The organism is Amycolatopsis bartoniae (assembly GCF_014191255.1).
Lineage (GTDB): Bacteria > Actinomycetota > Actinomycetes > Mycobacteriales > Pseudonocardiaceae > Amycolatopsis_E > Amycolatopsis_E bartoniae.
On record NZ_JACHWH010000001.1, the window covers coordinates 187712 to 211928 of the forward strand.

The 24217-nt window shown below is 71.5% G+C and carries 20 protein-coding genes; 12 read left to right on the plus strand and 8 right to left on the minus strand.

The window, feature by feature from the left end; translation table 11 throughout:
• Positions 1 to 783, plus strand: coding sequence for an ESX secretion-associated protein EspG (locus FHX82_RS00995; RefSeq protein WP_145932402.1), 783 nt, complete (start codon positions 1 to 3; stop codon positions 781 to 783).
• A gap of 455 nt (positions 784 to 1238) precedes the next feature.
• Positions 1239 to 2642, plus strand: coding sequence for a replicative DNA helicase (gene dnaB, locus FHX82_RS01000; protein WP_145932401.1), 1404 nt, complete (start codon positions 1239 to 1241; stop codon positions 2640 to 2642).
• Positions 2643 to 2646: 4 nt separating this feature from the next.
• Here the strand turns inward: dnaB and FHX82_RS01005 are convergent, their stop codons facing one another.
• Complete coding sequence (locus tag FHX82_RS01005) at positions 2647 to 3033, minus strand: hypothetical protein (RefSeq protein WP_145932400.1); 387 nt, start codon at positions 3031 to 3033, stop codon at positions 2647 to 2649.
• A gap of 115 nt (positions 3034 to 3148) precedes the next feature.
• Here FHX82_RS01005 and FHX82_RS01010 point away from each other — a divergent pair, with 115 nt between their 5' ends.
• The gene (locus FHX82_RS01010) at positions 3149 to 3925 is read left to right on the plus strand and encodes a dioxygenase family protein (protein ID WP_145932399.1); all 777 of its coding nucleotides are present in this window, start codon (positions 3149 to 3151) and stop codon (positions 3923 to 3925) included.
• 49 nt (positions 3926 to 3974) lie between these two features.
• Here the strand turns inward: FHX82_RS01010 and FHX82_RS01015 are convergent, their stop codons facing one another.
• A complete protein-coding gene (locus FHX82_RS01015) occupies positions 3975 to 6986 on the minus strand; it encodes a beta strand repeat-containing protein (RefSeq protein WP_145932398.1) in 3012 nt (1003 codons plus the stop codon).
• A 173-nt stretch (positions 6987 to 7159) separates the two neighbouring features.
• Entirely contained in the window at positions 7160 to 8062 is a 903-nt protein-coding gene (locus tag FHX82_RS01020) for a hypothetical protein (protein WP_145932397.1), read from the minus strand.
• A 260-nt stretch (positions 8063 to 8322) separates the two neighbouring features.
• Here FHX82_RS01020 and FHX82_RS01025 point away from each other — a divergent pair, with 260 nt between their 5' ends.
• From FHX82_RS01025 to FHX82_RS01040, 4 genes are read left to right on the plus strand one after another with little or no spacing between them, the layout of a single operon-like run.
• Positions 8323 to 9495, plus strand: coding sequence for an AI-2E family transporter (locus tag FHX82_RS01025; RefSeq protein WP_145932396.1), 1173 nt, complete (start codon positions 8323 to 8325; stop codon positions 9493 to 9495).
• A complete protein-coding gene (gene macS / locus FHX82_RS01030; RefSeq protein WP_145932395.1) occupies positions 9492 to 10637 on the plus strand; it encodes a MacS family sensor histidine kinase in 1146 nt (381 codons plus the stop codon). Before FHX82_RS01025 ends, macS begins: the two co-directional genes overlap by 4 nt.
• Positions 10634 to 11278 carry a response regulator gene (locus FHX82_RS01035; protein ID WP_145932394.1) on the plus strand — a complete coding sequence of 215 codons (645 nt, stop codon included), beginning with the start codon at positions 10634 to 10636 and terminating at the stop codon, positions 11276 to 11278. The genes macS and FHX82_RS01035 overlap by 4 nt, the downstream gene beginning before the upstream one ends.
• 52 nt (positions 11279 to 11330) lie before the next feature.
• Entirely contained in the window at positions 11331 to 11939 is a 609-nt protein-coding gene (locus FHX82_RS01040) for a DUF1707 SHOCT-like domain-containing protein (protein WP_145932393.1), read from the plus strand.
• On the opposite strand, the gene ptsP is transcribed toward FHX82_RS01040, so the two are convergent.
• The gene (ptsP, locus tag FHX82_RS01045) at positions 11908 to 13536 is read right to left on the minus strand and encodes a phosphoenolpyruvate--protein phosphotransferase (RefSeq protein ID WP_145932392.1); all 1629 of its coding nucleotides are present in this window, start codon (positions 13534 to 13536) and stop codon (positions 11908 to 11910) included. The two genes, FHX82_RS01040 and ptsP, sit on opposite strands and share 32 nt — an antisense overlap.
• Before the next feature lie 41 nt (positions 13537 to 13577).
• Entirely contained in the window at positions 13578 to 14447 is an 870-nt protein-coding gene (locus FHX82_RS01050) for a ribokinase (protein ID WP_145932391.1), read from the minus strand.
• A 312-nt stretch (positions 14448 to 14759) separates the two neighbouring features.
• Between FHX82_RS01050 and FHX82_RS01055 the strand changes: the two genes are divergently transcribed.
• Positions 14760 to 15497 carry a TetR/AcrR family transcriptional regulator gene (locus tag FHX82_RS01055; RefSeq protein ID WP_145932390.1) on the plus strand — a complete coding sequence of 246 codons (738 nt, stop codon included), beginning with the start codon at positions 14760 to 14762 and terminating at the stop codon, positions 15495 to 15497.
• Positions 15498 to 15502: 5 nt separating this feature from the next.
• On the opposite strand, the gene leuS is transcribed toward FHX82_RS01055, so the two are convergent.
• Positions 15503 to 18334, minus strand: coding sequence for a leucine--tRNA ligase (gene leuS, locus FHX82_RS01060; protein ID WP_145932389.1), 2832 nt, complete (start codon positions 18332 to 18334; stop codon positions 15503 to 15505).
• A 54-nt stretch (positions 18335 to 18388) separates the two neighbouring features.
• On the opposite strand from leuS, the gene FHX82_RS01065 reads away from it, so the two are divergent.
• Positions 18389 to 18790 carry an SdpI family protein gene (locus FHX82_RS01065; protein WP_145932388.1) on the plus strand — a complete coding sequence of 134 codons (402 nt, stop codon included), beginning with the start codon at positions 18389 to 18391 and terminating at the stop codon, positions 18788 to 18790.
• Here the strand turns inward: FHX82_RS01065 and FHX82_RS01070 are convergent.
• The gene (locus FHX82_RS01070) at positions 18787 to 19359 is read right to left on the minus strand and encodes a YqgE/AlgH family protein (protein ID WP_145932387.1); all 573 of its coding nucleotides are present in this window, start codon (positions 19357 to 19359) and stop codon (positions 18787 to 18789) included. The two genes, FHX82_RS01065 and FHX82_RS01070, sit on opposite strands and share 4 nt — an antisense overlap.
• 297 nt (positions 19360 to 19656) lie before the next feature.
• Between FHX82_RS01070 and FHX82_RS01075 the strand changes: the two genes are divergently transcribed.
• The 3 genes from FHX82_RS01075 to FHX82_RS01085 are packed head-to-tail and all read left to right on the plus strand — an operon-like array spanning position 19657 to position 23876.
• The gene (locus tag FHX82_RS01075; protein ID WP_145932518.1) at positions 19657 to 20889 is read left to right on the plus strand and encodes an MFS transporter; all 1233 of its coding nucleotides are present in this window, start codon (positions 19657 to 19659) and stop codon (positions 20887 to 20889) included.
• Positions 20890 to 20923: 34 nt separating this feature from the next.
• Positions 20924 to 22015 carry a TNT domain-containing protein gene (locus FHX82_RS01080; protein ID WP_145932386.1) on the plus strand — a complete coding sequence of 364 codons (1092 nt, stop codon included), beginning with the start codon at positions 20924 to 20926 and terminating at the stop codon, positions 22013 to 22015.
• Between the two features lie 31 nt (positions 22016 to 22046).
• Positions 22047 to 23876, plus strand: coding sequence for a TNT domain-containing protein (locus FHX82_RS01085; protein WP_145932385.1), 1830 nt, complete (start codon positions 22047 to 22049; stop codon positions 23874 to 23876).
• Here the strand turns inward: FHX82_RS01085 and FHX82_RS01090 are convergent.
• Entirely contained in the window at positions 23873 to 24202 is a 330-nt protein-coding gene (locus tag FHX82_RS01090) for an SNARE domain-containing protein (RefSeq protein ID WP_145932384.1), read from the minus strand. The genes FHX82_RS01085 and FHX82_RS01090 overlap by 4 nt on opposite strands.
• Positions 24203 to 24217 lie beyond the last annotated feature (15 nt).

A 24217-nucleotide genomic window follows, 5' to 3' on the forward strand; every position in this document is an offset into this window, starting at 1 on the left:
GTGCTGAACGCTCCCATCAAGCTCGCCACCCCGATCCTGCTGAACCTGATCCGCCGCCGCGGGGGCGAGCCGCACCCGACGCTGTCCGGCAAGGCCGTCTGGTACGACGAGAGCGCCCAGCGCGCCGTCGACCAGGAGGTCAACTCGCTGCTCACGAAGCACGGGCTGATGGGCCCGCGCGGGATGGACCGCGGCCTGCTCGACGCCATCGAGTCGATCTCGCGCCCGCAGGTCGAGTACTACGGCTGGTTCGACGGCCAGTTCCCCGGTACGCCCGGCAACTTCACGGTGTTCGCGGGCAGCGGCAGCGGAGGCGCGTTCGTGCTGGTCCGCCTGCTCGGCGAGGAGACCGTGATCCTCGCGCCCGAACGGCCGGAGGAACTGTTGCCCGGGTTCGTCAACCAGATCCCGCCCGCGCGGCCCGCCACGGGACAGCCGCTCGTCACCACGAAGTCCGAGTTCGAGGCGGGCCGCGACGCCCTGCCCGAGGGCGAGTACACCGTCATGCGCTCGGGCCGCGACGCGCCCCCGGCGCCCGCGAAGGAGATGAGGCGGATCATGGAGCTGCCGCGCACCGGCGCGGGCAGCCTCTACGTCGCTGCGCGCACCCGCAGTGGTGCCCGGCGGCGGTGTGAACGTCCGCTGAACTTCGTGGATACGGCCGAAGGCCGCTGGTTGATGGAGGAACGACCGGGACGTGGCGAGTCGCTCGTCGTGTTCACCCCGGCGTCTCCGCAGGTCCTGGGCGAGTGGTTACGGAACGCACAGAGCGTTCCGGGCTGAACCCACCCGGTACCACCCACATGGCCCAGAAGACTGAAAGCACACCGTCCGTAGCATTCATCCACAGGCGAGTACTCACCGGGGTGCACAACTCGCGGTACGACACGCCGATTGCGCGTACGGGCGCGACACGCCGACGAGTTTTCCGCAAAGTTCTCCACAGCTTGCCCACAGGGTCTGACCTGCGGATATGCCCCTTCAGGCAGAAATGTTCCCCAGGTTGTCCACAGACTCGGCGGCAGTTGTGATTCGTTGGGGCCACCCTTCCACAAGTTGTCCACAGGGTGTCCCCACTCGATCAACAGGCGAGTTTGCCTTGCTCCTTCCGAGGGATCTAGCGTGCCCGGGAAGCAGTAGCGCGCAGTGCGCGACACGCCCGCCAGGGGAGGTGGGCGGCGAGCCGATGAGACGGCATAATCGAACTGGTGTTCGCTTGACGAGGAGGTGTCCGCGCGGTGGCGCTGACGGACGACCGCGGTCCCGCCTACGCATCCGACCCCGGGCCGGAGGACCCGGGGCCGCGACGCGGTGAGTTCGACCGGCAGCCGCCACAGGACGTGGCGGCGGAGCAGTCGGTGCTCGGCGGCATGCTGCTGTCCAAGGACGCGATCGCCGACGTGGTGGAGGCGCTCGGTCCCAGCGACTTCTACCTGCCGAAGCACCAGGCGGTCTACGACTGCATCCTGGACCTGTACGGCCGCGGCGAGCCCGCCGACCCGATCACCGTCTCCGCCGAGCTGGAACGCCGCGGCGAGCTGGCCCGCGTCGGCGGGGCGCCGTACCTGCACACGCTGATCGCGACGGTGCCCACCGCCGCGAACGCCGGGTACTACGCGGAGATCGTCGCCGAGAAGGCCATCCTGCGGCGGCTCGTCGAGGCCGGTACGCGGATCGTGCAGTACGGCTACGGCGCCGCGAACGAGGGCGCCGAGATCAACGAGGTCGTCGACCGCGCGCAGGCCGCGATCTACGAGGTCACCGAGCGGCGCACCAGCGAGGACTACATCGCGCTGGAGGAGCTGCTCCAGCCGACCATGGACGAGATCGACGCGATCGCGTCCCGCGGCGGCACGGCGCAGGGTGTGCCCACCGGGTTCGCCGACCTCGACGAGGTGACCAACGGCCTGCACGCCGGACAGATGATCATCGTGGCGGCCCGGCCCGGTGTCGGTAAGTCGACACTGGGTCTCGACTTCGCCCGGTCATGTTCCATCAAGCACGGCATGACCAGCGTCATCTTCTCGCTGGAAATGAGCCGCATCGAGATCGTCATGCGCATGCTCTCGGCCGAGGCCCGCATCCGCCTCGCCGACATGCGCAGTGGCCGCATGTCCGACGACGACTGGACGCGGCTCGCCCGGCGGATGAGCGAGATCAGCGAGGCCCCGCTGTTCATCGACGACTCGCCGAACATGACGATGATGGAGATCCGGGCGAAGGCGCGCCGGATCAAGCAGCGCAACGACCTCAAGCTCGTGGTCGTCGACTACATGCAGCTGATGACGTCGGGCAAGCGCGTCGAGTCGCGGCAGCAGGAGGTCTCGGAGTTCTCGCGGCAGCTGAAGCTGCTGGCCAAGGAGCTCGAAGTACCGGTGGTCGCGATCAGCCAGCTGAACCGTGGCCCCGAGCAGCGGACCGACAAGCGGCCGATGCTGTCGGACCTGCGTGAGTCGGGATCGCTGGAGCAGGACGCCGACATGGTCATCCTGATCAACCGCCCGGACGCGTGGGAGCGCGACGACCCGCGCGCGGGGGAGGCGGACCTGATCCTGGCGAAGCACCGCGCCGGCCCGACGAGCACGATCGTGGTCGCGCACCAGCTGCACTACAGCCGTTTCGCGGATCTGGCCCAGACCTGACGGGTCACCGCAGGATGCCGCAGCGGTGGAGGCTCTCCTCGACGCGCAGACGTTCCGCCTCGTGTTCCAGGCCTTCGGGCACCGTGTCGAGCCACTGGGGTTCGCCGACCGCGCGGCAGGCCTGGGCCAGCAGGGCGTCGTACGCCTGTTCCGTCGCGCGGCGGCGCAGCGCCGGTGCGCGGGGTGGGATCCGTTCCAGCGCTAAGCGGACCCGGCGCAGGTCGGCGGCTATGCGTTCGATCGGTGGGCCTTCCGGCACCGGGCGGCGGCTGCGGTAGTGGTCGACCAGTGCGTCCGCGAGGCGGGGCAGTTTCGAGGCCAGCCAGAAGCCCACCAGCGGTCCGGCGCAGACCGCCACGTACGCCACCACGTTCCCGACTGGAACGGCCATGACCGAGGATAAGCGCCTCCACGCACCCCATCGCCACTCTTGACCGGTTCCGCCGGAATAACTCCGTGCCCCGCGGCGTCCCTGTCATTGAATCTTCAACAGATGGGAGCCCGCGATGAGTGCGACCCCCGTGCTCTACCTGAGCCACGGCGCCCCGCCGCTCGCCGACGACGCCACGTGGACCCGGCAGCTCGCGCACTGGTCCGCCGGGCTGCCGAGGCCCCGCGCGATCCTGGTCGTCTCGGCGCACTGGGAGGAGGCGCCGCTCACCCTCGGCGCCACGACGACGGTGCCACTGGTCTACGACTTCTGGGGCTTCCCCCAGCGCTACTACCAGGTGACCTACCCCGCACCGGGCGCGCCGGAACTGGCCGCCAAGGTCCGCAAGCTGCTGCACGGTCCCGGCAGGCCCGTGCACGACGCGCCGGACCGCGGCCTCGACCACGGCGCCTACGTGCCGCTGGTGGAGATGTACCCGGAGGCCGACATCCCCGTGCTCCAGGTCTCGATGCCGTCGCTCGACCCCCGCGAGCTGTTCGAGCTCGGCCGCCGGTTGAAGCCTCTGCGCGACGAGGGCGTGCTGATCATCGGCAGCGGCTTCTTCACCCACAACCTCGCCGCGATGCGGCAGGTCGACGGCACCGACGGGCAACCGCCGCGCTGGTCAGCCGAGTTCGACCAGTGGGGTGACGAGGTGCTCCGCACCGGGGACGTCGACGCCCTGCTGGACTTCCAGCACAAGGCGCCCGCGGCGGCGCTCGCGCACCCGCGCATCGAGCACTTCGCGCCGCTGTTCGTTTCCCTCGGTGCCGGGAGCGAGGACGCGAAGCCCGAGACCGTCATCGACGGCTACTGGTACGGGCTCGCGAAGCGCTCGGTGCAGCTCGGCTGAACGACGGGCCCGGGAGCGCCGTTGCTCCCGGGCCCGTCCGTCAGTCAGCTCAGAGCTTCATGTGCTTGCCGTTGCCCAGCCCCAGCACGCCGGACTTGTTCAGCAGCGTGGCCGGGCTGGCGTCGATGTTCGGCAGTGACGGCGCCTGGATCTGCGGCATCACGTCGCCGAGGCGACCCGGCAGCGCGTGCCCGCCGACCACGCCGTCCGCACCCGGCAGCACCGGCAGCTTCGGCAGGACCTCGGTGATCGCCTGCGCACCCGGCACCGCGCCCACCGACGGGAGCTTGCCCGCCTGCGGCATACCCGGCATGCGCGTGACGATGTCGGTCAGGTCGGCGCGGTCGGCCCGCGCGGCCTCGGTCCGCTTGAGCGGCAGGCTCTTCAGGTTCGGCAGCGTGGGCAGGTGGGCCGCCTCCAGCTCCGAGGTGCTGATCGGCATGCTCAGCTGCGCCGCGCGGTCGGCCACGTCGAGCTCGGTGACGTTGCGGGTCTGCGAGTCCACGACGGCGACCACACCGGCCGGGATGTCGAAGACCTGCACGGCGCCGCCCACCGGGACCTGCCGGTCCAGCCCGGACAGCGCGTGCTCCGAACCGGCCGTGTGGGTCTCGCCGTCGACGGTGCCCACGGTGGTGTTGTCCGCGACCGCGTGCGCGACACCGCTCAGCGAAGCGGCCACGCCGAACACCTGGGCCACTGCGGGCACCGGGACGTCGAAGATGTCGCCGGACAGCGCACCGTCCACACCGGACGTCGCCACGTCGCCGCCCGAGGTGACCTCGCTGTTGTTGAGCCCCGCGCCCCGCGCGACGCCGGCCAGGCTGGCCGCGTCGCCGAAGACCTGGGCGATCGGCAACGCCTGTGCGCTGACCACGTTGCCCGCGATCGAGCCGCCGTTGCCGTTGGTCGCCGAGTCGCCGCCCGCCGTGGACGCGATGTCGTTGACGGCGTCGCCGTGGGCCACGCCGCCCCAGTCCGCGGCGAGGCCGAACACCGAGGCAGCCGCACCCGCGGGTGCCTGCACGATGTTGCCCGCCAGCGTGCCGCCCTCACCGGTCGCGGTGGCGTCGCCGCCCGCCGTCGAGTCGGTCAGGTCGTCACTCGCGCCGAAGCCGTTACCCACCAGGGCAGCGGCGACGCCGTGCACCTGAGCGGGCAGCGAAACCGGGACCTGGGCGAGGTTTCCGGCGGCGGTGCCTTCCTTGCCGTCGGCGTTGGTGTCGCCACCCGCGGTCGAGGTGGTGTCGGTGGTCGCCGCACCCCGGCCCTGCCCGACCAGGGACGCACCGGCTCCGAAGACCTGCGCCGGCAGCGAGATCGGCGCCGCCACCAGGTTCGCGCTGCCGGTCCCGTGGTCGTCCTGGGTGTTGCCGCCACCGCCCGCGGTGACGTCCTTGCACTCCTCGGCCGCACCGGTGCCCTGGCCGACCACGGCGGCTCCCGCGCCGAAGAGCTCGGCGGGCAGTGCCACCGGGACCTGAGCGACGTTGCCGGAGCCGGTCGAGTCGTTGCCCTGGCTGCCGTTGTAGCCACCCGCGGTGACCGTCTTGGTCTCGCTCGCGGTGCCGGACGCGTTACCGATCACCGCGCCGCCAAGGCCGAAGACCTCGGCGGTGCCGGCGGGCTGCGGGTGGACGCTGTTGCCGCCCAGGAACGAGCCGTTGCCGTTGGTGTAGGTGCCGCCGCCTGCCGTGGCGTCGATGTCGTTCTCGCAGCCGCCCGCGTTGGCGGTGCCGATCACGGCGCCGGCGGCGCAGAACACCTCGGCGGGCAGCGCGACGGGGGCGTCGACGATGTTGCCCGAGGCGGCGCCGTCACGACCCGCGGTGGACGTGAAGCCACCGGCCTGCGCTTCCGTGCCGATGATGTTCGCGGCGCGGCCCACGCCGGAGCCCGCGAGCGAGTTGCCGACCACGGCCGCGGCGTTGCCGACGACCGTCGCGGGCACGGCGCCCTGCGGCTGGACGACGTTGCCCGCGAGGAACGCGTTGTCGCCGTGGGTCTGGATGTAGCTGGGCGCGTCGTGCAGACCCGGCGTGGTGTCCCCGGCGATCGCGGAGGAGACCGCGCTGCCGTGCGCGTCGGCGTCACCGCCGCCCGAGACGGCGTTGTTTGAAGCCTTGACCGGCAGGGCGATCGGCAGCGCCGCGACGTTGCCGGTGCCCGCACCGTGCGACCCCTCGGTGATGACGTAGCCGCCCGAGTCGGCCTCGCTGACGCCGTTGAAGTCGGTCTCGGCGTGGCCGAGCAACCCACCCAGCGCGTTGCCCGACACCTGCACCGGCGTCGCGCCCTGCGGGCTGACGACGTTGCCCGCCGCCGCGCCGTTGGTGCCGTCGGTCTCGACGTCGCCGGTGGTGGCCGCGGACTGCGCGGCGCTGCCGGAGGTCCGGCCGCTGCCGACGAGGCCGAGCGCGTTGCCGGAGATCTGCACGGGCAGGGCCCAGTCGAGGTTCACGGCGTTGCCGGCAAGGCCACCGTGCGCACCGGTGGTGTCGATGTCGGTGTCACGGGTGTAGGTCTGGTCGGAGTGGGTGTGGGTCTCGGCGTTGCCCAGCACACCGATCGCGTTGCCGGTGATCTGGATCGGCACCACGACGTTGCCGACGACCTTGTTGCCCTCGAACACGTCACCGTTCGGCTCGACCGACGGCGGGGTTGCCTGGTCGGTCCGCTTGGCGGTCGCGCTGCTCAGCGACTGCCCTGCCTGGCTCGCGGCACCCGTGACCTTCGAGGTCACCCCGTTCACCTTGCTCAACCCGGGGGCGGTGGGCTTGAGCGCTCCGGTGGTGGCGGCCCGGGCGAGGGCGTGGTTCACCCGGTCCGTGGCCGGCGCGGTGCTGAACTCCTTGTGGATGTCAGGCAGGTCCACCTGCTTGCCCAGCGTTCCGAGCGCGTTGCCGGAGATGTCGACCGGGATGCTCGCGTTCAGGTCCAGGGGACCGGCCGGGGTGTCCGGGTTGACGTTCTCGTCGGCCGACGCGATGCCGGTACCCAGCATCAGCAGGCCACCCGTGACCAGCGCGGTCTGGATTCCACGCTTTGCCCAGGTCTGCATTAGGGGTTTCTCCTTTTCCTTGGGTTCCCTTGCGGGGCTTGTGAGGGCGGGTGGAACTCACCCGGGGTCGCGGAACGACGTCCGCGAGGGGACAAGCGGGAATGCAGGGAACACGCGACCGGGCACGAGAAAGCCACGGCGAACAGGGCGCGTTCCGCTACCCCGCTCGCGAATCAGTCAGGTGTGACGCCGGGCTGCTCGCCCGGCTGGACCGGCGTGTGCCGGATACCGAAGCGCACGGCACGCACGGCGTGGGCGTCGGCGAAGGGCTGCACACCGGCGGGAACGCCGAGCAGCTGACCGTCCACATGACCACCGGCGGCGGAACCACCGGGGGCGAACGGAACACCGGAGGGGGCCAGCGGGCCGCGCTCCGGGGAATAGGGGAACCGGTCGTGCCGGTCCGCGTGCGAGCCGCCGTCGGCCAGGCCGTAGTCGTCGGCGTGCTGCGCGATGCTGTGCGCACCGGGCAGCACGAGCGCGACCGGGCCGAACGGCTCGGCGGGCAGCACGGGCGGGGCGGCGACCGCCGGAGCGGCCGGGGCGGCGGCGGGCTCGCGCTCGCCGGCTCCGGGTATCCCGGGCAGCGGCAGCTTGATCAGCTCACCGCCCGAGGGGCGGAGCAAGTGCAGGAAGTCCTGCGGCGGCGTCAGCGCCTGGCCGATCACGCGCGGCGCGTCCTGCGGCTGGCGGGTGAGCTGCACGGCCGTGTCGACGACCTCGTGCACCGGGGCCACGACGGCGTCCTGGGCGAACCGCTGCACGGCGTCGGTGACCTCGGCCGCGGTCTGCCGCCCGTGGGCGATGCCGTCACCGGTTTGCAGGTGCGCGGCGAACTCGGCGGGACCCGCCAGCACGTCGGCTGCGTCGGGGACCGCGGGAGCGTGCTCGTCCTGCTGGACGGCGGCCTGCTGGCCGGACTCCGGCATGGCGGTGTCGGCGGAGGCGCTGGCAGTGGAGACGGCCCAGGCAGCGGCCGTGCCGGCGACCGCGCCGCCGAGCACGAGCAGAGCGCGCGCGAACCAGCGGCCGGCACGTGCCGTGCCCCGCTGTGCGGACGCGTCCTGCTGCTTCACCGTTCTCCTGCGTTCCGGAATTTCGCCGACGCCGAAAAGAGTTCACATTGGTTTTCGACGGGCTTGCATCGACGACATAACCAAAACTCCGGTCCGCCGCGCATCTCGGAGACGCCTTGATCGCTAGATCGTGTGAAGATCGCTGAGTGCCATCGGCCACCACCCAGCGTCACGGGCCGCGCGATCCACCCGATCGATTGAGCAGCTGCGGAAGGTGTCGGCACCCCCGCCCGAATCGCCCGGCTCGCTAGGGTGAGGCCGTGACAGACCGCCGCAGATCGCCCCTGCCCGGGGAGGATCCCGCCAGCACCGCCGCCGTGCCGAGGGGACTGCGGATCGCCGCGGCCTTCGCGTGGCGCTTCCTGCTCGTGATCGCCGCGCTCTACGTGGTCGTCTGGCTGGTCGGGCGGCTGTCCGTCGTGGTCGTCCCGGTCTCCATCGCGCTGCTGCTGTCCGCCCTGATGGCGCCGGCGGTGTCGCACCTCGTCACCATCCGCGTGCCGCGCGGGCTCGCCACCGCGCTCGTGCTCGTCGCCGGGCTCGCGATCCTCGGCGGCCTGCTTACGTTCGTGATCATCCAGTTCACCGACGGCCTGCCCCAGCTGCAGACGCAGCTCAACAGCAGCCTTTCGCAGGTGCGCGACTGGCTGGTGAACGACCTGCACCTGCGCCAGGAGCAGATCCAGCAGTTCATCGACAACGCCATCAGCTACCTGCAGCACAACCAGGCCGCCATCACCACCAACGCGCTCACCACCGCGAGCACGGTGGGCGAGATCCTCACCGGTTTCCTGCTCACGCTGTTCGTGACGATCTTCTTCCTCGCCGGGGGCGACCGGATCTGGTCCTTCCTCATGCTGGGCGCGCCGCGGCCGGTGCGGAACCGGCTCGACGTCGCCGGGCGCCGCGGGTTCGCCTCGCTGGTCGCGTACGTGCGGGCGACCGCGGCGGTCGCGGTGGTGGACGCCGTCGGCATCGGCATCGGGCTGTGGATCGTGCGGGTGCCGCTGGTGGTTCCGCTGGCCACGCTGGTGTTCCTGGGCGCGTTCGTGCCGATCCTCGGCGCCGTGGTGGCGGGTGCGGTCGCGGTGCTGGTCGCGCTCGTGACCAACGGCTTCGTCACCGCGCTGATCGTGCTGGGCATCGTGATCCTGGTGATGCAGCTGGAAAGCCACATCCTGCAGCCGCTGCTGCTGGGCCGCGCGGTCAAGCTGCACCCGCTGGCCGTGGTCCTCGCGATCGCCACGGGGCTGGTCGTGGCCGGGATCGCGGGCGCGCTGCTGGCGGTGCCGCTGCTCGCCGTGCTCAACTCCGGTATCCGCTCGCTGCTGCACGAGACCGACCCGCATCCGGAGGAGGTGGACGTGCTGCACGACCAGGAGGCAGCCGCGCCCAACGACGATCCCGAAGAGGTCGTGGAAGGGCAGCGATGAGCCGCCGCTTCGGCCCGACAGCCGTCGAACCCGCGACGCCACTGTGGTGGAGCGGGATCGCGCTGCGGTTGCTGACCTGGCTGTTCGCCCTCGGCGCGGTGATCGCGAACGACCGGACCTACCAGCGGCCGGGGCTGGCGTGGGTCGTGCTGGGCTGCATGGCGGTGTGGACGGTGCTGACAAGCCTCGTCTACGCGCGCGAGGCGTTGCGCTGGCGGTGGCGCTGGTTCGTGGTGCTCGACCTCGTCGTCGTGTGCGGGCTGATGCTGACGTCGCCGCTGATCCTTGACCCGGCCCAGCTGTCCGGAGTGGACCCGCTGATCACGACGGTCTGGGTCGCCTGCGTGCCGGTGGTCGTCGGCACGCGCTTCGGCAGCTACGGCGGGGTGGCGGCAGGCGTGGTCGTCGGTGCGGCGACGGCGGTGGCGCGCCAGGCGTTCACCCTCGACGTCGCGCGGGACGGCGTGCTGCTCGTGGCCACCGGGCTGCTGATCGGCATGAGTGCGACGACGGCCCGCAAGTCCGCGGCGGCGCTCGCCGAGGCTTGGCGCAAGGAGGCGGCGACCGCCGAGCGCGAGCGGCTCGCCCGCTCCATCCACGACAACACGCTGCAGGTGCTCGCGCGCGTCCGCCGTCGCGGCATGGAGGTCGGCGGCGAGGCCGCGGAGCTCGCGGAACTGGCCGGGGAGCAGGAGATCGCGCTGCGGGCACTGGTCACCACCGAGCCCACCGCGACCGGCGCCGGGGAGACCGACCTGCGGGGTGCGCTGCAGCTGCTCGCGTCCTCGAAGGTGCAGGTGGCCGCGCCAGCCGGAGACGTGCTGCTGCCCGCGCGCGTCACGGCCGAACTCGTCGCCGTGGTCCGGGAAGCGCTTTCCAACGTCGAAAAGCACGCACCAGGCGCGAACACCTGGGTGCTGCTGGAGGACCTCGCTTCGGAGGTCGTGATCACCGTGCGCGACAACGGGCCGGGCATCTCCGAGGGCAGGCTCGCCGCAGCGGAGGCTGAGGGGCAGCTCGGGGTGGCCCGGTCCATGAAGGGCCGGGTACTTGAACTGGGTGGGACCATCTCACTGGAGACCGGCCCGGATCGCGGAACCGAATGGGAGATTCGGATGCCGAAGGGGGACACGAAGCGATGATCTCGGTGATGGTCGTCGACGACCACCCGATGTGGCGCGACGGCGTGGCCAGGGACCTGACGGAGCACGGCTTCGAGGTGCGCGCGACCGCGCCGGACGCCGACGCGGCGGTGCGCATCGCCGGTGCCGTGCGGCCCGACGTCGTGCTGATGGACATCAACCTCGGCGAGAGCTCCGGGGTCGACGCCACCCGCGAGATCACGATGGCGCTGCCCGACACGCGCGTGCTCGTACTGTCCGCGAGCGGCGAGCACAGCGATGTGCTGGAGGCCGTGAAGGCCGGCGCGTCGGGGTACCTGGTGAAGTCGGCGTCCGCGCAGGAGCTGGTGGAGGCGGTGCACCGCACGGCTCAGGGTGACCCCGTGTTCACCCCGGGACTGGCGGGGCTCGTGCTGGGCGAGTACCGGCGGATGGCCGACTCGCCCGTGGGCGGCCCGCCGCCACCGCGGCTGACCGAGCGGGAGACCGACGTCCTGCGCCTGGTCGCGAAGGGGCTGACGTCGCGGCAGATCGCGGAACGCCTCGTGCTCTCGCACCGGACGGTGGAGAACCACGTCCAGTCGACGCTGCGGAAGCTCCAGCTGCACAACCGCGTCGAGCTGGCCCGGTACGCGATCGAGCACGGGCTCGACCAGGAGTGATTCGGGGTTTTTCCCGGATCCCACCCCCGCTTTCCCGTCCTACGCTGCCCGCATGGGCGAAGAGACCGAGACCGCGACGCTCGACCCCCGCAACCTGCGGGTGTCCGACGAGGAGCGCGAGCACGTCGTCACGATCCTGCAGAAGGCCATCGGCCGGGGGCTGCTGGACCTCGACGAGTTCACGCAGCGCACTGACATCGCGCTGGCCGCCCGCACGCGCGGCGAGCTGAACGGCGTGCTGGTCGACATCCCCGGCATGGTCAACCGCGACCTCGGCGCCCCGCCACCCTCGGCGTCCTCCGATCGGCGCCTGGTGCTGACGGCGAAGTACTCCTCGCTCGTGCGCAACGGTCAGTGGCTGGTGCCGTCCGAGGTCGTCGTGAACAACAAGTTCGGCTCGACGAAGCTGGACTTCAGCGAGGCCCAGGTGTCGAGCCCGACCGTGCGGATCGAGCTCGACTGCAAGTGGGGCTCGGTCGAGGTGATCATTCCGGAGCACGCCTCGGTGGACCTCAACGAGATCACCGAGCTCAAGTACGGCTCGCTGGAGGACAAGACCGCCTCGGACGGCCGCGCGGGCACGCCCCGGTTCGTGTTCACCGGGCGCGTGCACGGCGGCTCACTGGTGATCAAGCACCCGCGTCGCGGGCTGTTCTCCTAGCCTCGGCGGAGTCAGCCGTCGCCAGCACGGCTTCGGCGAGGGCTTCGCACTGCGCGAGGGTGACTTCCGCGAGGCTCGCGCCCACCGCGCGGACCGCGGGCGCGTTCATCGACAGGCTCGTCACGCCCAGTCCGGTCAGGACGCGCGCCAACAGCGGATCCGCCGCGGCCTCTCCGCAGATGCCCGCCGGTTTGCCCGTGGCACGGGCCGCGTCGCCGATCAACTTGATCAGGCGCAGCAGCGCGGGCTGCCACGGGTCGTTCAGCTTCGCGACCGCGCCCAGCTGCCTGTCCGCGGCGAACGTGTACTGCGCCAGGTCGTTCGTGCCCACGGACACGAAGTCGACCGCGTCCAGGACCTCCCGCGCGGACAGCGCCGCGGCCGGGATCTCGATCATCACCCCCGCGCGCTCGATACCCGCGGCACGCACGCGCTCGGCGAACCACGCGGCCTCGGCCGCGGTGGCGACCATGGGCGCCATCACCGACACCTCGGCGCCGGAGTCCTGCGCCGCTCCCGCGATCGCCTCCAGCTGGCGGTCCAGCACCTCCGGCCGGTCGAACGCGACCCGCAGGCCGCGGACGCCCAGCGCCGGGTTGGGCTCGGCCTCCGGGGACAGGAACGCGAGCGGCTTGTCGGCTCCCGCGTCCAAGGTCCGCACGATGACGGGCTTTCCGGCGAACGGTGCGAGCACGGCGGCGTAGGCGGCGCGCTGCTCGGCGACGGAAGGTTCGTCGGCCGCGTCGAGGTAACAGAACTCGGTGCGGAACAGGCCCACGCCTTCGGCACCCGCGTCGGCGGCGGCCCGCGCGTCGGCCGGAGAACCGACGTTGCCGAGCACCTTGACCCGGTGACCGTCCGAAGTGGTCCCCGTGCCGTCCCACTCCGCGGGTCCACTCGCGACAGCCGTGAGCACGCCTTCGCTCGCGTCGGCGGCCTCGACCTCCCCGGTGTCGCCGTCGACGAGCAGCGCGTCGGCGTCCAGCGCGAGCAGGCCGCGAACCGCGACGACGGCCGGAATGCCCAGCGCACGGGCCAGGATCGCGGTGTGGCTCGTGGGCCCGCCTTCCTCGGTGACGAGGGCGAGCACCTTCGCCGGGTCGAGACCGGCGGTGTCGGCGGGCGCCAGGTCGCGGGCGACGAGCACGCTGGGCGTGGTCAGCTCGGGCACGCCGGGCGGTTCGACGCCGAGCAGCTCGGCCACCACGCGGTCGCGCACGTCCTCGATGTCGCGCACGCGCTCGGCCATGTACCCGCCGGCGGCGGCGAGCGTCTTGGCGAAACCGTTGGCCGACTCGTACACCGCTCGCGCGGCGGGCAACCCTTCGGCGACCACGAGGCGTTCGGCCTCGCTGAGCAGCGCGGGGTCGCCGGCCATCGCGGCAGTGGTCAGCAGGATGGTGGCGGCTTCCCCGGAGGCGCTCGCGGAAAGCGCTTCCAGACGCTCGGCCACCACCCGCGTGGCAGGGCCGATGCGCGCGGCCTCGGCCTGCGGATCGGTCGGCTGGGGCGTGCTGGCGGGTTCGCCGAGTGGTTCGGCGACCCGCACGACGGGACCGCGCGCACGGCCCGGGCTCACGGCGACTCCGGTCAACATGGTCTAGACCATACCCTTTCCCCGACCTCGGAGGACAGCCCTCAGCGGCCCTCGAGTTCGGCGGCGGACGGATAGGACGGCTGCGCACCGCGGCGGGTCACGGAGATCGCCGCGACGCGAACGGCCTTGCGAGCAGCGGTTTCCAGCGTGACGCCCGTCGCGAGCGCGGCGGCCAGCGCGCCGGTGAACGCGTCTCCGGCACCCGTGGTGTCGACGGGTTCGACCCGCGGCGCGGCGATCTCGGTGGCTCCGTCCTCGGTGAGCACGAGCGCACCGCGCGCGCCGAGGGTGACGACCGCGGAACGCGGCCCGAGGTCGAGCAGTTTCCCCGGCGCCACACCGGAACCCAGCAGTGCCGCGGCTTCGTGCTCGTTGACGAGCAGCACGTCGAGCGCGGCCAGCGTCCGGGGGGCGAGCTCGGCGACGGGCGAGAGGTTCAGCAGGACGAGCGCTCCCGCGTCGGCGGCCGCGGCGACGGCCCGTTCGACGGTGGGCAGCGGGATCTCCATCGAGGCCACCACGACCTTGACGCGGGCGAACGCACCGTCGAGCGCGTCCGGTTCGAGCGCGCTGTTCGCGCCGGGGGAGACGAGGATCGAGTTCTCGCCGTCCGGGGTCACGGTGATGTAGGCGATCCCGGTCGGTCTGTCCACGGTGCGCAGGAGCTCGGTGCGCACTCCGGCGCCGTGCAGGGACTCCGTGAGCAGGCGGCCGTACGCGTCGTCGCCGATCGCGCCGAGCAACGCGACGTCCGCGCCCAGCTTCGCCGCCGCGACCGCGGTGTTCGCGCCCTTCCCACCCGGCAGGACGGTCGTGTCGCCGCCCAGCACGGTCTCCCCGGCGCCGGGACGCCGTTCGGCCGCCACCACGAGATCGGCGTTCGCCGAACCCACCACGAGGACGTCTGTCATGCGGTCCAGTCTCCCCTATTGGCAAATGTGAAGAACTTTGTAACTTCTCCGGGAGAAGATGCGACACTAGGGTGAGTGTCCGGTCTGCTTCACCCGAATGGGTGAGATGGCCGCTGGGCCGTCCCAACGGGGCCGTTCCGGACTCTCCAGAGCTGTCCGTTCCCGGCCCCGCCGGAAACGGGCATCGGGTCGCCGGTACCGATCGCGTAGCCCCCCGAGCGATCGGTACCGGCGGCGCCCGGTGGCCGACTCACCCCCGGAAACCGCATTTCCCTGTCCCGGACCGGGACGAGCCGGACCTAGAATGCGGGAATGGACAAGCCGACGCGCCGGGGCCGCGTGCGCGTGGCGACCGACCAGGACATCCGACGAACTGCCCGCTCACTGCTCGTCCAGCGCGGACCGGAAGCGGTGACCCTGCGCGCGATCGCGCGCGAGCTGGGCATCACCGCACCCGCCCTCTACCGCTACTACGGCTCCCGCGACGACCTCGTGGAACACCTGCGGCTCGACGTCATCGCCGACCTCGCCGCCGAGCTGAGCGAGGAGATCGGCGGGCTCTCCGACGACGGCGCCAAGCAGCTGTTCGCGATCTGCCGCGGTTTTCGCCGCTGGGCGCTGACGCACACGAAGGAGTTCACGCTCGTGTTCGCGTCGCCGACCGGTGACGTGGGCTCGGCCGCGGGCAGTGTCGCGACGATGCACCGCGCCAGCGAGCCGTTCGGCCGGATCTTCCTGGTCGCCGCAGGCCGGATTCTCGCCGGCCACCAGCTGACGATCCCGCCCGCGGACGCCGTACCCCCCGAGCTGCGCGACGACCTCACCGCGTTCCAGGCCGACCTGCTCTCCGTGCTGCGCAAGTCCGGCGCCGAGTTCCCGCCGGACAAGCTCGACCTCGGCACCACCTACGTGATGATCCAGTTCTGGGCCCGCCTCTACGGGCACATCACGCTGGAGGTGTTCGGGAACTACCCGATCCCGTTGTCCAAACCGGACGCCGTGTTCGACGCACTCCTGGCCGACCTCGCACGCGAGATCGGCCTGGAGTAAGGCGTCTAGAGCACCACGTTCACGAGCCGGCCGGGCACCACGATCACCTTGCGCGGCTCGCCGCCGTTCAGCAGCGCCTGGATCTTCTCCTCCGCCAGCGCCGCCGCCTGCACCGCGTCCTTGCCGGCGTCCGCCGCGACGGTGACCCGCGCGCGCACCTTGCCGTTGACCTGGATCGGGTACTCGACCGTGTCGTCCACCAGGTACTGCTCGTCGGCCACCGGGAACGGCCCGTGCACCAGCGAGTCGACGTGGCCCAGCCGGTGCCACAGCTCCTCCGCGACGTGCGGGCACAGCGGCGCCAGCATCAGCACCAGCGGCTCCACCAGCTCGCGCGGCGTGCCCTCGGTCGAGCCGTACACCTTGGTCAGGTGGTTGTTCAGCTCGATCAGCTTCGCGCCAGCCGTGTTGAACCGCATCTCCGCGTAGTCCTCGCGGACCCCGGCGATGGTGCGGTGCAGCTGCTTGCGGTCCTCGGCCGACGGCTCCGCGGAGGACACCCGCAGCTCGCCCGTCTGCTCGTCGACCACCAGCCGCCACAGCCGCTGCAGGAACCGCTGCGCGCCCACGACGTCCTTGGTCGCCCACGGCCGGGAGTCCGCCAGCGGACCCATGGCCATCTCGTAGAACCGGAAGGTGTCGGCCCCGTAGTCCGCCGCCATCTGGTCGGGCGTGACCACGTTCTTCAGGCTCTTGCCCATCTTCCCGTATTCCTGCTTGACCTCTTCGCCGTGGAAGAAGAACTTGCCGTCCTTCTCCTCGACCTCCTCGGCAGGAACGTAGAAACCACGGGAGTCCGTGTACGCGAACGCCTGGATGTAACCCTGGTTGAACAGCCTGCGGTACGGCTCCTCGGACGACACGTGCCCCAGGTCGAACAGCACCTTCTGCCAGAACCGCGAGTACAGCAGGTGCAGCACCGCGTGCTCGACGCCGCCGACGTACAGGTCCACACCGCCGGTGTCGTTGACGCCGTGCTCCGCCGGGCGCGGACCCAGCCAGTACTGCTCGTTCTCCGGGTCGACGAAGCGCTCCGCGTTCTCCGGGTCCACGTACCGCAGCTGGTACCAGCACGAACCGGCCCAGTTGGGCATCGTGTTGGTGTCGCGGCGGTAGGTCTTCGGCCCGTCGCCCAGGTCCAGCGTCACCTCGACCCAGTCGGTGGCGCGGGACAGCGGCGGCGACGGCTCGGCGTTCGCGTCGTCCGGCTCGAAGGTGCGCGGCGAGTAGTCGTCCACTTCGGGCAGCTCGACCGGCAGCATGTGCTCGGGAATCGCGTGCGCGACGCCGTCCTCGTCGTAGACGATCGGGAACGGCTCACCCCAGTACCGCTGGCGCGAGAACAGCCAGTCGCGCAGCTTGTACTGCACCGTGCCCTCGCCGTGGCCGTGCTCCTCCAGCCACTCGATGATCGCCTTCTTGGCCTCGGCGACGTCCATGCCGTCCAGGAAGCCCGAGTTGATCGCGGGCCCCTCGCCGGTGAACGCCTCGCCGTCGAAGCCCTCCGACGGCTGCACCGTCCGGACGATCTCCAGCGAGAACTTCGTGGCGAAGTCCCAGTCGCGCTGGTCCTGCGCGGGCACCGCCATGATCGCGCCGGTGCCGTAGCCCATCAGCACGTAGTCGGCGACGAAGACCGGGATCTCCTTGCCGTTGACCGGGTTCACCGCGTACGAGCCGGTGAAGACGCCAGTCTTCTCCTTGTTCTCCTGACGGTCCAGTTCGGACTTGCGCGACGCGGCCAGCCGGTACGCCTGCACGGCCTCCGCCGGGGTCGCCCCGCCACCGGTCCACGTCTCGTCCACATCGGACGGCCACGCGGCCGCGGTCAGCTCGTCGACCAGCGGGTGCTCCGGCGCCAGCACCAGGTACGTGGCACCGAACAGGGTGTCCGGGCGGGTGGTGAAGACCTCGATCGAGTGCTCACCGGCGGCGAACCGGACACGGGCGCCGTGCGAGCGCCCGATCCAGTTGCGCTGCATGGCCTTGACCTTCTCCGGCCAGTCCAGCCGGTCCAGGTCGTCCACCAGCCGGTCGGCGTAGGCGGTGATCCGCATCATCCACTGGCGCAGGTTCCGGCGGAACACGGGGAAGTTGCCGCGCTCGCTGCGCCCGTCGGGAGTGACCTCCTCGTTGGACAGCACCGTGCCCAGCCCGGGGCACCAGTTGACCGGCGCCTCGGAGATGTAGGCCAGCCGGTAGTCGGCCAGGATTTCCAGCTGCTCCTTGCGGGTCAGCTCACACCAGCCCCGCCCGTCCGGCGTGGGGCGCTTGTCCTGTGCGAACTCCGCCTCCAGTTCAGCAATAGGCCGAGCTCGGGCGGCCGATTCGTCGTACCAGGAGTTGTAGATCTGCACGAAGATCCACTGCGTCCACTTGTAGTACCCAGGGTCGATCGTCGAGATCCGGCGCCGCTCGTCGTGGCCCAGCCCCAGCCTGCGGATCTGGCGCAGGTAGGTCTCGATGTTCTCCTCGGTGGTCTTGCGCGGGTGCTGCCCCGTCTGCACCGCGTACTGCTCCGCGGGCAGGCCGAACGCGTCGAAGCCCATGGTGTGCAGGACGTTGCGCCCGATCATCCGGTGGTAGCGCGCGTAGACGTCCGTGCCGATGAAGCCCAGCGGGTGCCCGACGTGCAGACCGGCGCCCGACGGGTACGGGAACATGTCCTGGACGAAGAGCTTGTCCGAGGGGATGTCGGCGGCGGCGAGCGGACCGACGGGGTTCGGCGCGTGGTACGTGCCGTGGTCGGCCCAGTAGTTCTGCCAGCGCAGCTCGATGCGCCCGGCCAGCTCCGCGTTGTAGCGGTGGCCGGGGATCTCCTCGGTTGCCTCACTCACACCCGCAATGGTATGCCGCCGGGTGAAACGCTTTGGACCCGTATCCTTACGCCTGTGTTCGTACTCGCGCTGATTCCTGTCGTGCTCGGTCTCGTCGTCGGCTGGGGCGGGGTCCTCGGCTGGCGGGAGAAACTCGTGGACCGCGGCGCCGGGGTGCGCACGGAGGCCACGTTGCGCTCGGCGCAGGCCTTCCGCACGGCGAACAAGGTCGCCGGGCTGCCCACGATCGTGGCCGGGCTGGTCGGGATCCTCGCCGGGGTCGCGGGGCTGTTCATGCCCACCACGGCGGGCGTCGTCATCGCCGTCCTCGTCGGGTTGGTCGGGATGTTCGCGCTCGTCACCGCGGGCGGGCTGCTTGGGCACCGCGCGGCGCTGGCCGTGCCGGAGCCGATCGCGCCCGGTGGCGGCGGTTGCTCGGGTTGCGCTTGCGGCGGTTGCTCGCTGCAGAAGGCTTAGTTTCTTTGAAGGTCACCTGGATGGGTGGCCAGTAGCGCCGTCGGGACGCCCTGGCGGCGCAGCACCTGGCCCCACAGGTCGCGGTCCGGCGTCGCCAGCACGTCGCTGGGCAGCGCGGGCACGATGAGCCAGTCGCCGCGGTCGATCTCGCCGGCCAGCTGACCGGAGTCCCAGCCCGCGTACCCCGCGAACACCCGCAGCCCACGCACCTTCGGCACCAGCAGGTCCGGGTCCGCGTCCAGGTCCACCAGCGCCACCGGGCCGCGCACGCCGATCAGCCCCGGCACGTTCGCCGCCGTCTCCCCGGCCCGCAGCGCGGCCAGGCACAACGCCGTCTTCTTCTCCACCGGACCGCCGACGAACACCGACTGCGGTTCGACCACGTGCCTGCCCCAGCTGGGCAGCACGTCGTCGACCGGCACGTCGCTCGGCCGGTTCAGCACGACCCCGAGCGTGCCCTCGTCCCGGTGGTCGATGATGAAGACGATCGTCCGGCGGAAGTTGGGATCGAACATGGTGGGGGCGGCGACCAGGAGCGAGCCCGGTTCAACCTCGGCGTCCGGTGGCACGCAGCCATGATCCCACTCACGTCACGGACGATTCGAGCGGAGCGGGAACAACACGCCGCCGGGGTCCGTTGGACGTACTGGCCGGCGCACTCCGTGTCCCCCGGGCCCACTTGAGAAGAGCCTTTGTGGAATACCGTTCGGCTGGAGCCACACTGCGCCACGCCGCCGAGAGGCGACCAAGTGCGCCGGCCCCTTTCGCTCACTCTGAGATCTTGTGCCGACACCGTATGCTGTCGAGCTGTGACAGCGAGCGCGGAACCAGCAGCGAAGAAGATCGGGCCGCGCGCGTTCCTCGCGATGCCCGGCTTCCGCAGGCTGCTGTTCTCCCGCTTCGCCGCCCAGTGGTCCGACGGGGTCTTCCGCGCCGGGCTCGCGGGCGCGGTCCTGTTCAACCCCGAGCGCGGCGCCGACCCGCTGACCATCGCCGGTGGCTTCGCGGTCCTGCTGCTGCCGTACTCGGTGATCGGCCCCTTCGCGGGCGCGCTGCTGGACCGGTGGGACAGGCGGCGCGTGCTCGTGCTGGCCAACCTGCTGCGTGGGCTGGCCATCGTGCTCGCCTCCGCCGCCGTCGGGTTCGGGCTCGCCGGCACCGAGCTGTTCGTGCTCGCGTTGCTGGTCGAAGGCATCTCGCGGTTCGTCGGCTCGGGGATGTCGGCTTCGCTCCCGCACGTCGTGCCCCGGCACACGCTGGTCACGGCGAACGCGGTGGCCACCACGCTCGGCTCGATCGTCTCGGTGATCGGGGGCGGCTGCGCGATCGCTCTGCGCGCGCTGTTCGGCACCGGGAACTCCGGCTCCGCCTGGGCGACGTCCTTCGCCGTGCTCGGCACGATCGTCGCCGCCGTCGTCGCGGCCCGGTTCGCCCGCGGCAGCCTGGGGCCGGACGCGGTGGACGAGCCGGACGACGCCTTCGTCGCGGTGGCGCGCGGGCTCGCGGACGGCGGCCGCGCCGCGCTCGCGGCCCCGACGGTGACCGCCGGGTTCGTCGCGCTGTTCGCGCACCGCGCGTCCTACGGCATTTCACTGCTGCTCACCGTGCTGCTGCTGCGCTACTCGTTCACCGACCTCGGACTGCTCAAGGCCGGGTTGCCCGGGCTGGGCCAGCTCGCGGTCGGCGCGGCCGCGGGCATCCTGCTCGCCGGGTTCTGCACGCCGCGGCTGGTCAGCCGCTTCGGCAGGCACCGCGTCGTGCTCGCCTCGCTGCTGCTGGCCGCGGTCAGCCAGGCCGGGCTGGGGCTGCCGATGCTGCTGCCCACCACGCTGCTCGCCGCGTTCCTCATCACCGCCGCCGGGCAGGTGCTCAAGCTGTGCGTCGACTCCGCCGTCCAGCGCGATGTCGGGGACGAGGCCCGCGGGCGCGTCTTCGCGCTCTACGACACGTTGTTCAACATCACGCAGGTGGTCGCCGTCTCGATCGCCGCGGCCGTCGTCCCGCTCGACGGGCGCTCGCCGGCGTTGCTGCTCGTCGCCACCGCCGTGTACCTGCTCGGCGGGGTCGGCTATCTCCTGGCCATCCGACGCAATTCGTGAGTCCGGCAGCGCTTTCTCGCTTAAAGTGAGCGCGATGGACGCAACGGCCGGACGCCCGCTCGCCGTGACCTTCCGGCACGCGCGGGTCGTCGACGCGCACCGTCCGGGCGAGGCGCCGGCAGTGGACCGGCCGCCCGTGCCCGAGGACGAGATCCCGCTGGTGCTGCGGTACCTCGAACGCCAGCCCGCCGTCCTCGTCGGCAGCGGCTTCGGGCCCGACGTCTTCAGCGGTGAGGCCGACGTGCCGGAGAGCTACCACACCGACGGCACGTGGGTCTGGCACGCGTCGGTGCCGCACTACCTGCGCAAGCACGGCACCCCGCCGGAACCGGAGTTCCTCGCGCACATCCGCGCGCAGGGCTTCCAGCCGCCATATGTCGACAAGTTGATTCGCCGGACGGCGGCCGCCGACCTCCTCGGGCGTCCCCGGCCTCGCGCGGACGCCCGTGACCTGGGCCCGACCAGCGGAGACGTCGCCGCGGCCCTGGAAACCCAGACCGACCCGAAGCTGGAGGACCCGGCGCTGCTCGTCGTCCTCGCGCAGCGGCTCGGCGAGGAGGGCGTCTGGCCGGAGGCGTACCGCATCGCGGCCCGCGCCGACCACGCGTGGTGCCTCAACGCGACCGAACGGGGCTGGGAGGTCGCCTGGTACGAGAACTCCGTGCCGGTGGAGGCTTCCTACTTCGACCAGGCGCAGGACGCGGCGCAGTTCCTGCTCGGCACGCTGCTGTTGCACCCCGCCCGCCGGACAGCGGGCCAGGAGACGCCGCTGGAGACCTCCGCCGAGCTCGCCGACTGGCCCATCCAGCCGACCGAGGGTGAGCCGCCGCTGACCCTGCTGCGCAACAAGCGGATCGTCCGGCTGGGGGCCGGCACGGTCGTGCTGCGCTTCGGCGGTGAGAGCGGCAACCTCGTACACCACGACGAAGCCCGCTTCCCGACCACGTCGCTGCCGATCGAGCGCGAGCGCCAGGAGCGCAAGTACCGGCTGTGCCGACCGCTGTCGGTCATCCTCGGTATCGCGGTGCCGTGGGCGAACCTGCCCGGCGGGGCGGTGAGCTACGTCCTGCCGAAGGCGATCCGCGACCACGTCGCCGACGGCAGTCTCGAGCGATTTGTCGGTTAAGTTCTCAGGGTCCACGGGCACAGGGGGAGAAGTGCGGTATCGAGCAGAACTGGCAGACCGGCCGGACGGCCTGTACGGCGTGTGGCGGGGCCAGGCGTACCGGGCCGAGCGGTCCACGGCGGACGCCGCCGTGCTGCTGGTCTCCGCGCCGGACGAGGACGCGCCCGAGGACTTCGACACCGAGTGGGACTCGCGCCCGGCCAAGGTGATCCCCGAGGACCAGGCCGAGGGCACGTTCACCCTGCAGACCCACTGCCTGTTCGACGACGAGATCTTCCGAGTGGAGCCCGGCACGGAGCTCACGCTGCGCTGGAACGGCCAGGACGAGGCGCGTGCCCGCCAGCTGGGGCTCACGGACCTGACGGCGACGGCGACGCCGGCCGAGATCACCGCGCTGTGGCAGGAGCGGCACGACTTCCCGGGCGCGGCGCGGCCGGCGCCCGAACCGGGCGACCCGGAGCCGCTGGTGCGCGCGATCGCCCGGACCGTGCGGGCGATCCTGCCCGAGGGCTGGGAGCGGGTGGCCGCGCAGTTCCGGCAGGTCGGGGAGTACGCGGAGATCGAGGTCCGGTCGGTCGGCGGTGGCGAGTCGGTGTCGCTGCCCGCCCCGCCGCGGCTGGGGCAGCTGTTCACGCAGCTGCGCACGGCGATGTACCGGCCGGAGACGGGCACGTGGTTCCAGGGCACGCTGACACTGGAGGCGCCGTCGTCGTTCTCCTTCGACTACAACACCACCGACGAGCCGAACTGGCGGCAGTCGCCCCGCGGGCGGCTCACGGCCCGCTCGTACGAGGCGGAGCTGGAGCGGTTTCCGCGTGACCGCAAGCAGGTGCCGGAGTGGCTGGCCGGAAAGGCCGGGTTGCCGCTGGACCTGCCGTTCCGCCACGCCCGGCTGCCGGAGCAGCCGCAGCCGTTGACGCAGGAGGAGGCGCGGGCGGTACTGGACTACCTGTACCGCGCGCCGGTCGTGGTCAGCAGGTCCGGGCGCCTGCCGGACGCGGTGAACCCGGGTGCTCCCGCGGACGTGCCGGACGCCTTTCACACGGATGGCGTCTGGATCTGGGCCGCGGCGGTGCCCCACTACCTGCGGAAGTACGGGATCCCGCCCGAGCCGGAGCTGCTGGACCGCATCCGCGCGGCGGCGTACCGCGTGCCGTACCTGTCGTCGCAGGTGCGCGCGGCGGCGGAGGCGGAGGTGCTCGGGCGGCCGAAGCCGTCGGTACCCGAGCCGGTGGAGCCGGACGCGGTGACGCTGGTGGACCGCGGCGGGGAGCCGCCGTTGGGGCTGCGGGCGTCGGAGGTGCTGGCGGTACTGGAGCGGCGGCTGGCGGAGTACGGGATCCCGGCGTCGGCGTTCCGGATCGGCGAGCGCGTCGAAGGCGTGTGGTGCCTGGTCCGGACGAAGGAAAGCTGGGAGGTGAGCGGCCCCGGCGCCGGTGAGCCGGCGGCGTTCGCGCACGTGGAGGAGGCGGCGCGATTCCTGCTGGGGTCGCTGTTGCTGTACCCGGCGCGGACGGAGGAGCCGGGACAGCTGGACTGGCCGATCGTGCCGCTGCGCGGCGAGCCGCCGCTGAACTTCTTCCGCGCGAAGCGGATGATCGTGCTGCCCGCGGGCACGACGGTCCTGCGGTTCGGCAACGAGGCGGGCAACCTGGTCCACGACCCGGCGACGCGGTTCCCGGAGGCGTCGCTCGCGCCGGAGCGGGAGCAGGTGCAGCAGCGGTACCGGCTGGTCAGGCCGCTGCCCGCGCTGACAGGGGTGACACTGCCGTGGGGCCCGATGCCGGGAGGGGCCGTCGGCTACCTGCTGCCGAGGCCCCTCGCGCAGCACCTGGAGCAAGGGGTTCTGGAGCGGATCTAGCTTTCGACGCCCTTGATCAGAGCGGTGATCTGGGACATCCCGACGGCCACCATGGAGAAGCCCTCCTTCATCTCCTTCTCGATCCTGTCCATCCTCTGTTCGACCCGGTCGAGGCGCTGACCCTGCTCCACATGGTCATCACGAATTGCGTTCAGCAGATTGGTGTGCCCGCGGAGAATGCTGACGCAGTCACCAGCCTCCAGCGAGGCACCGCGAGCGAGAGCTTCAGCCATGGCTGCATGGTGGCGTGCATCCCGGGCGATCGCAATCGCTTCCGGCACCTCGTCCTCGAGCTTGGCCACGCGGGCTTCCAGTTGTTCGGTCATGGCAGCACCATAGGA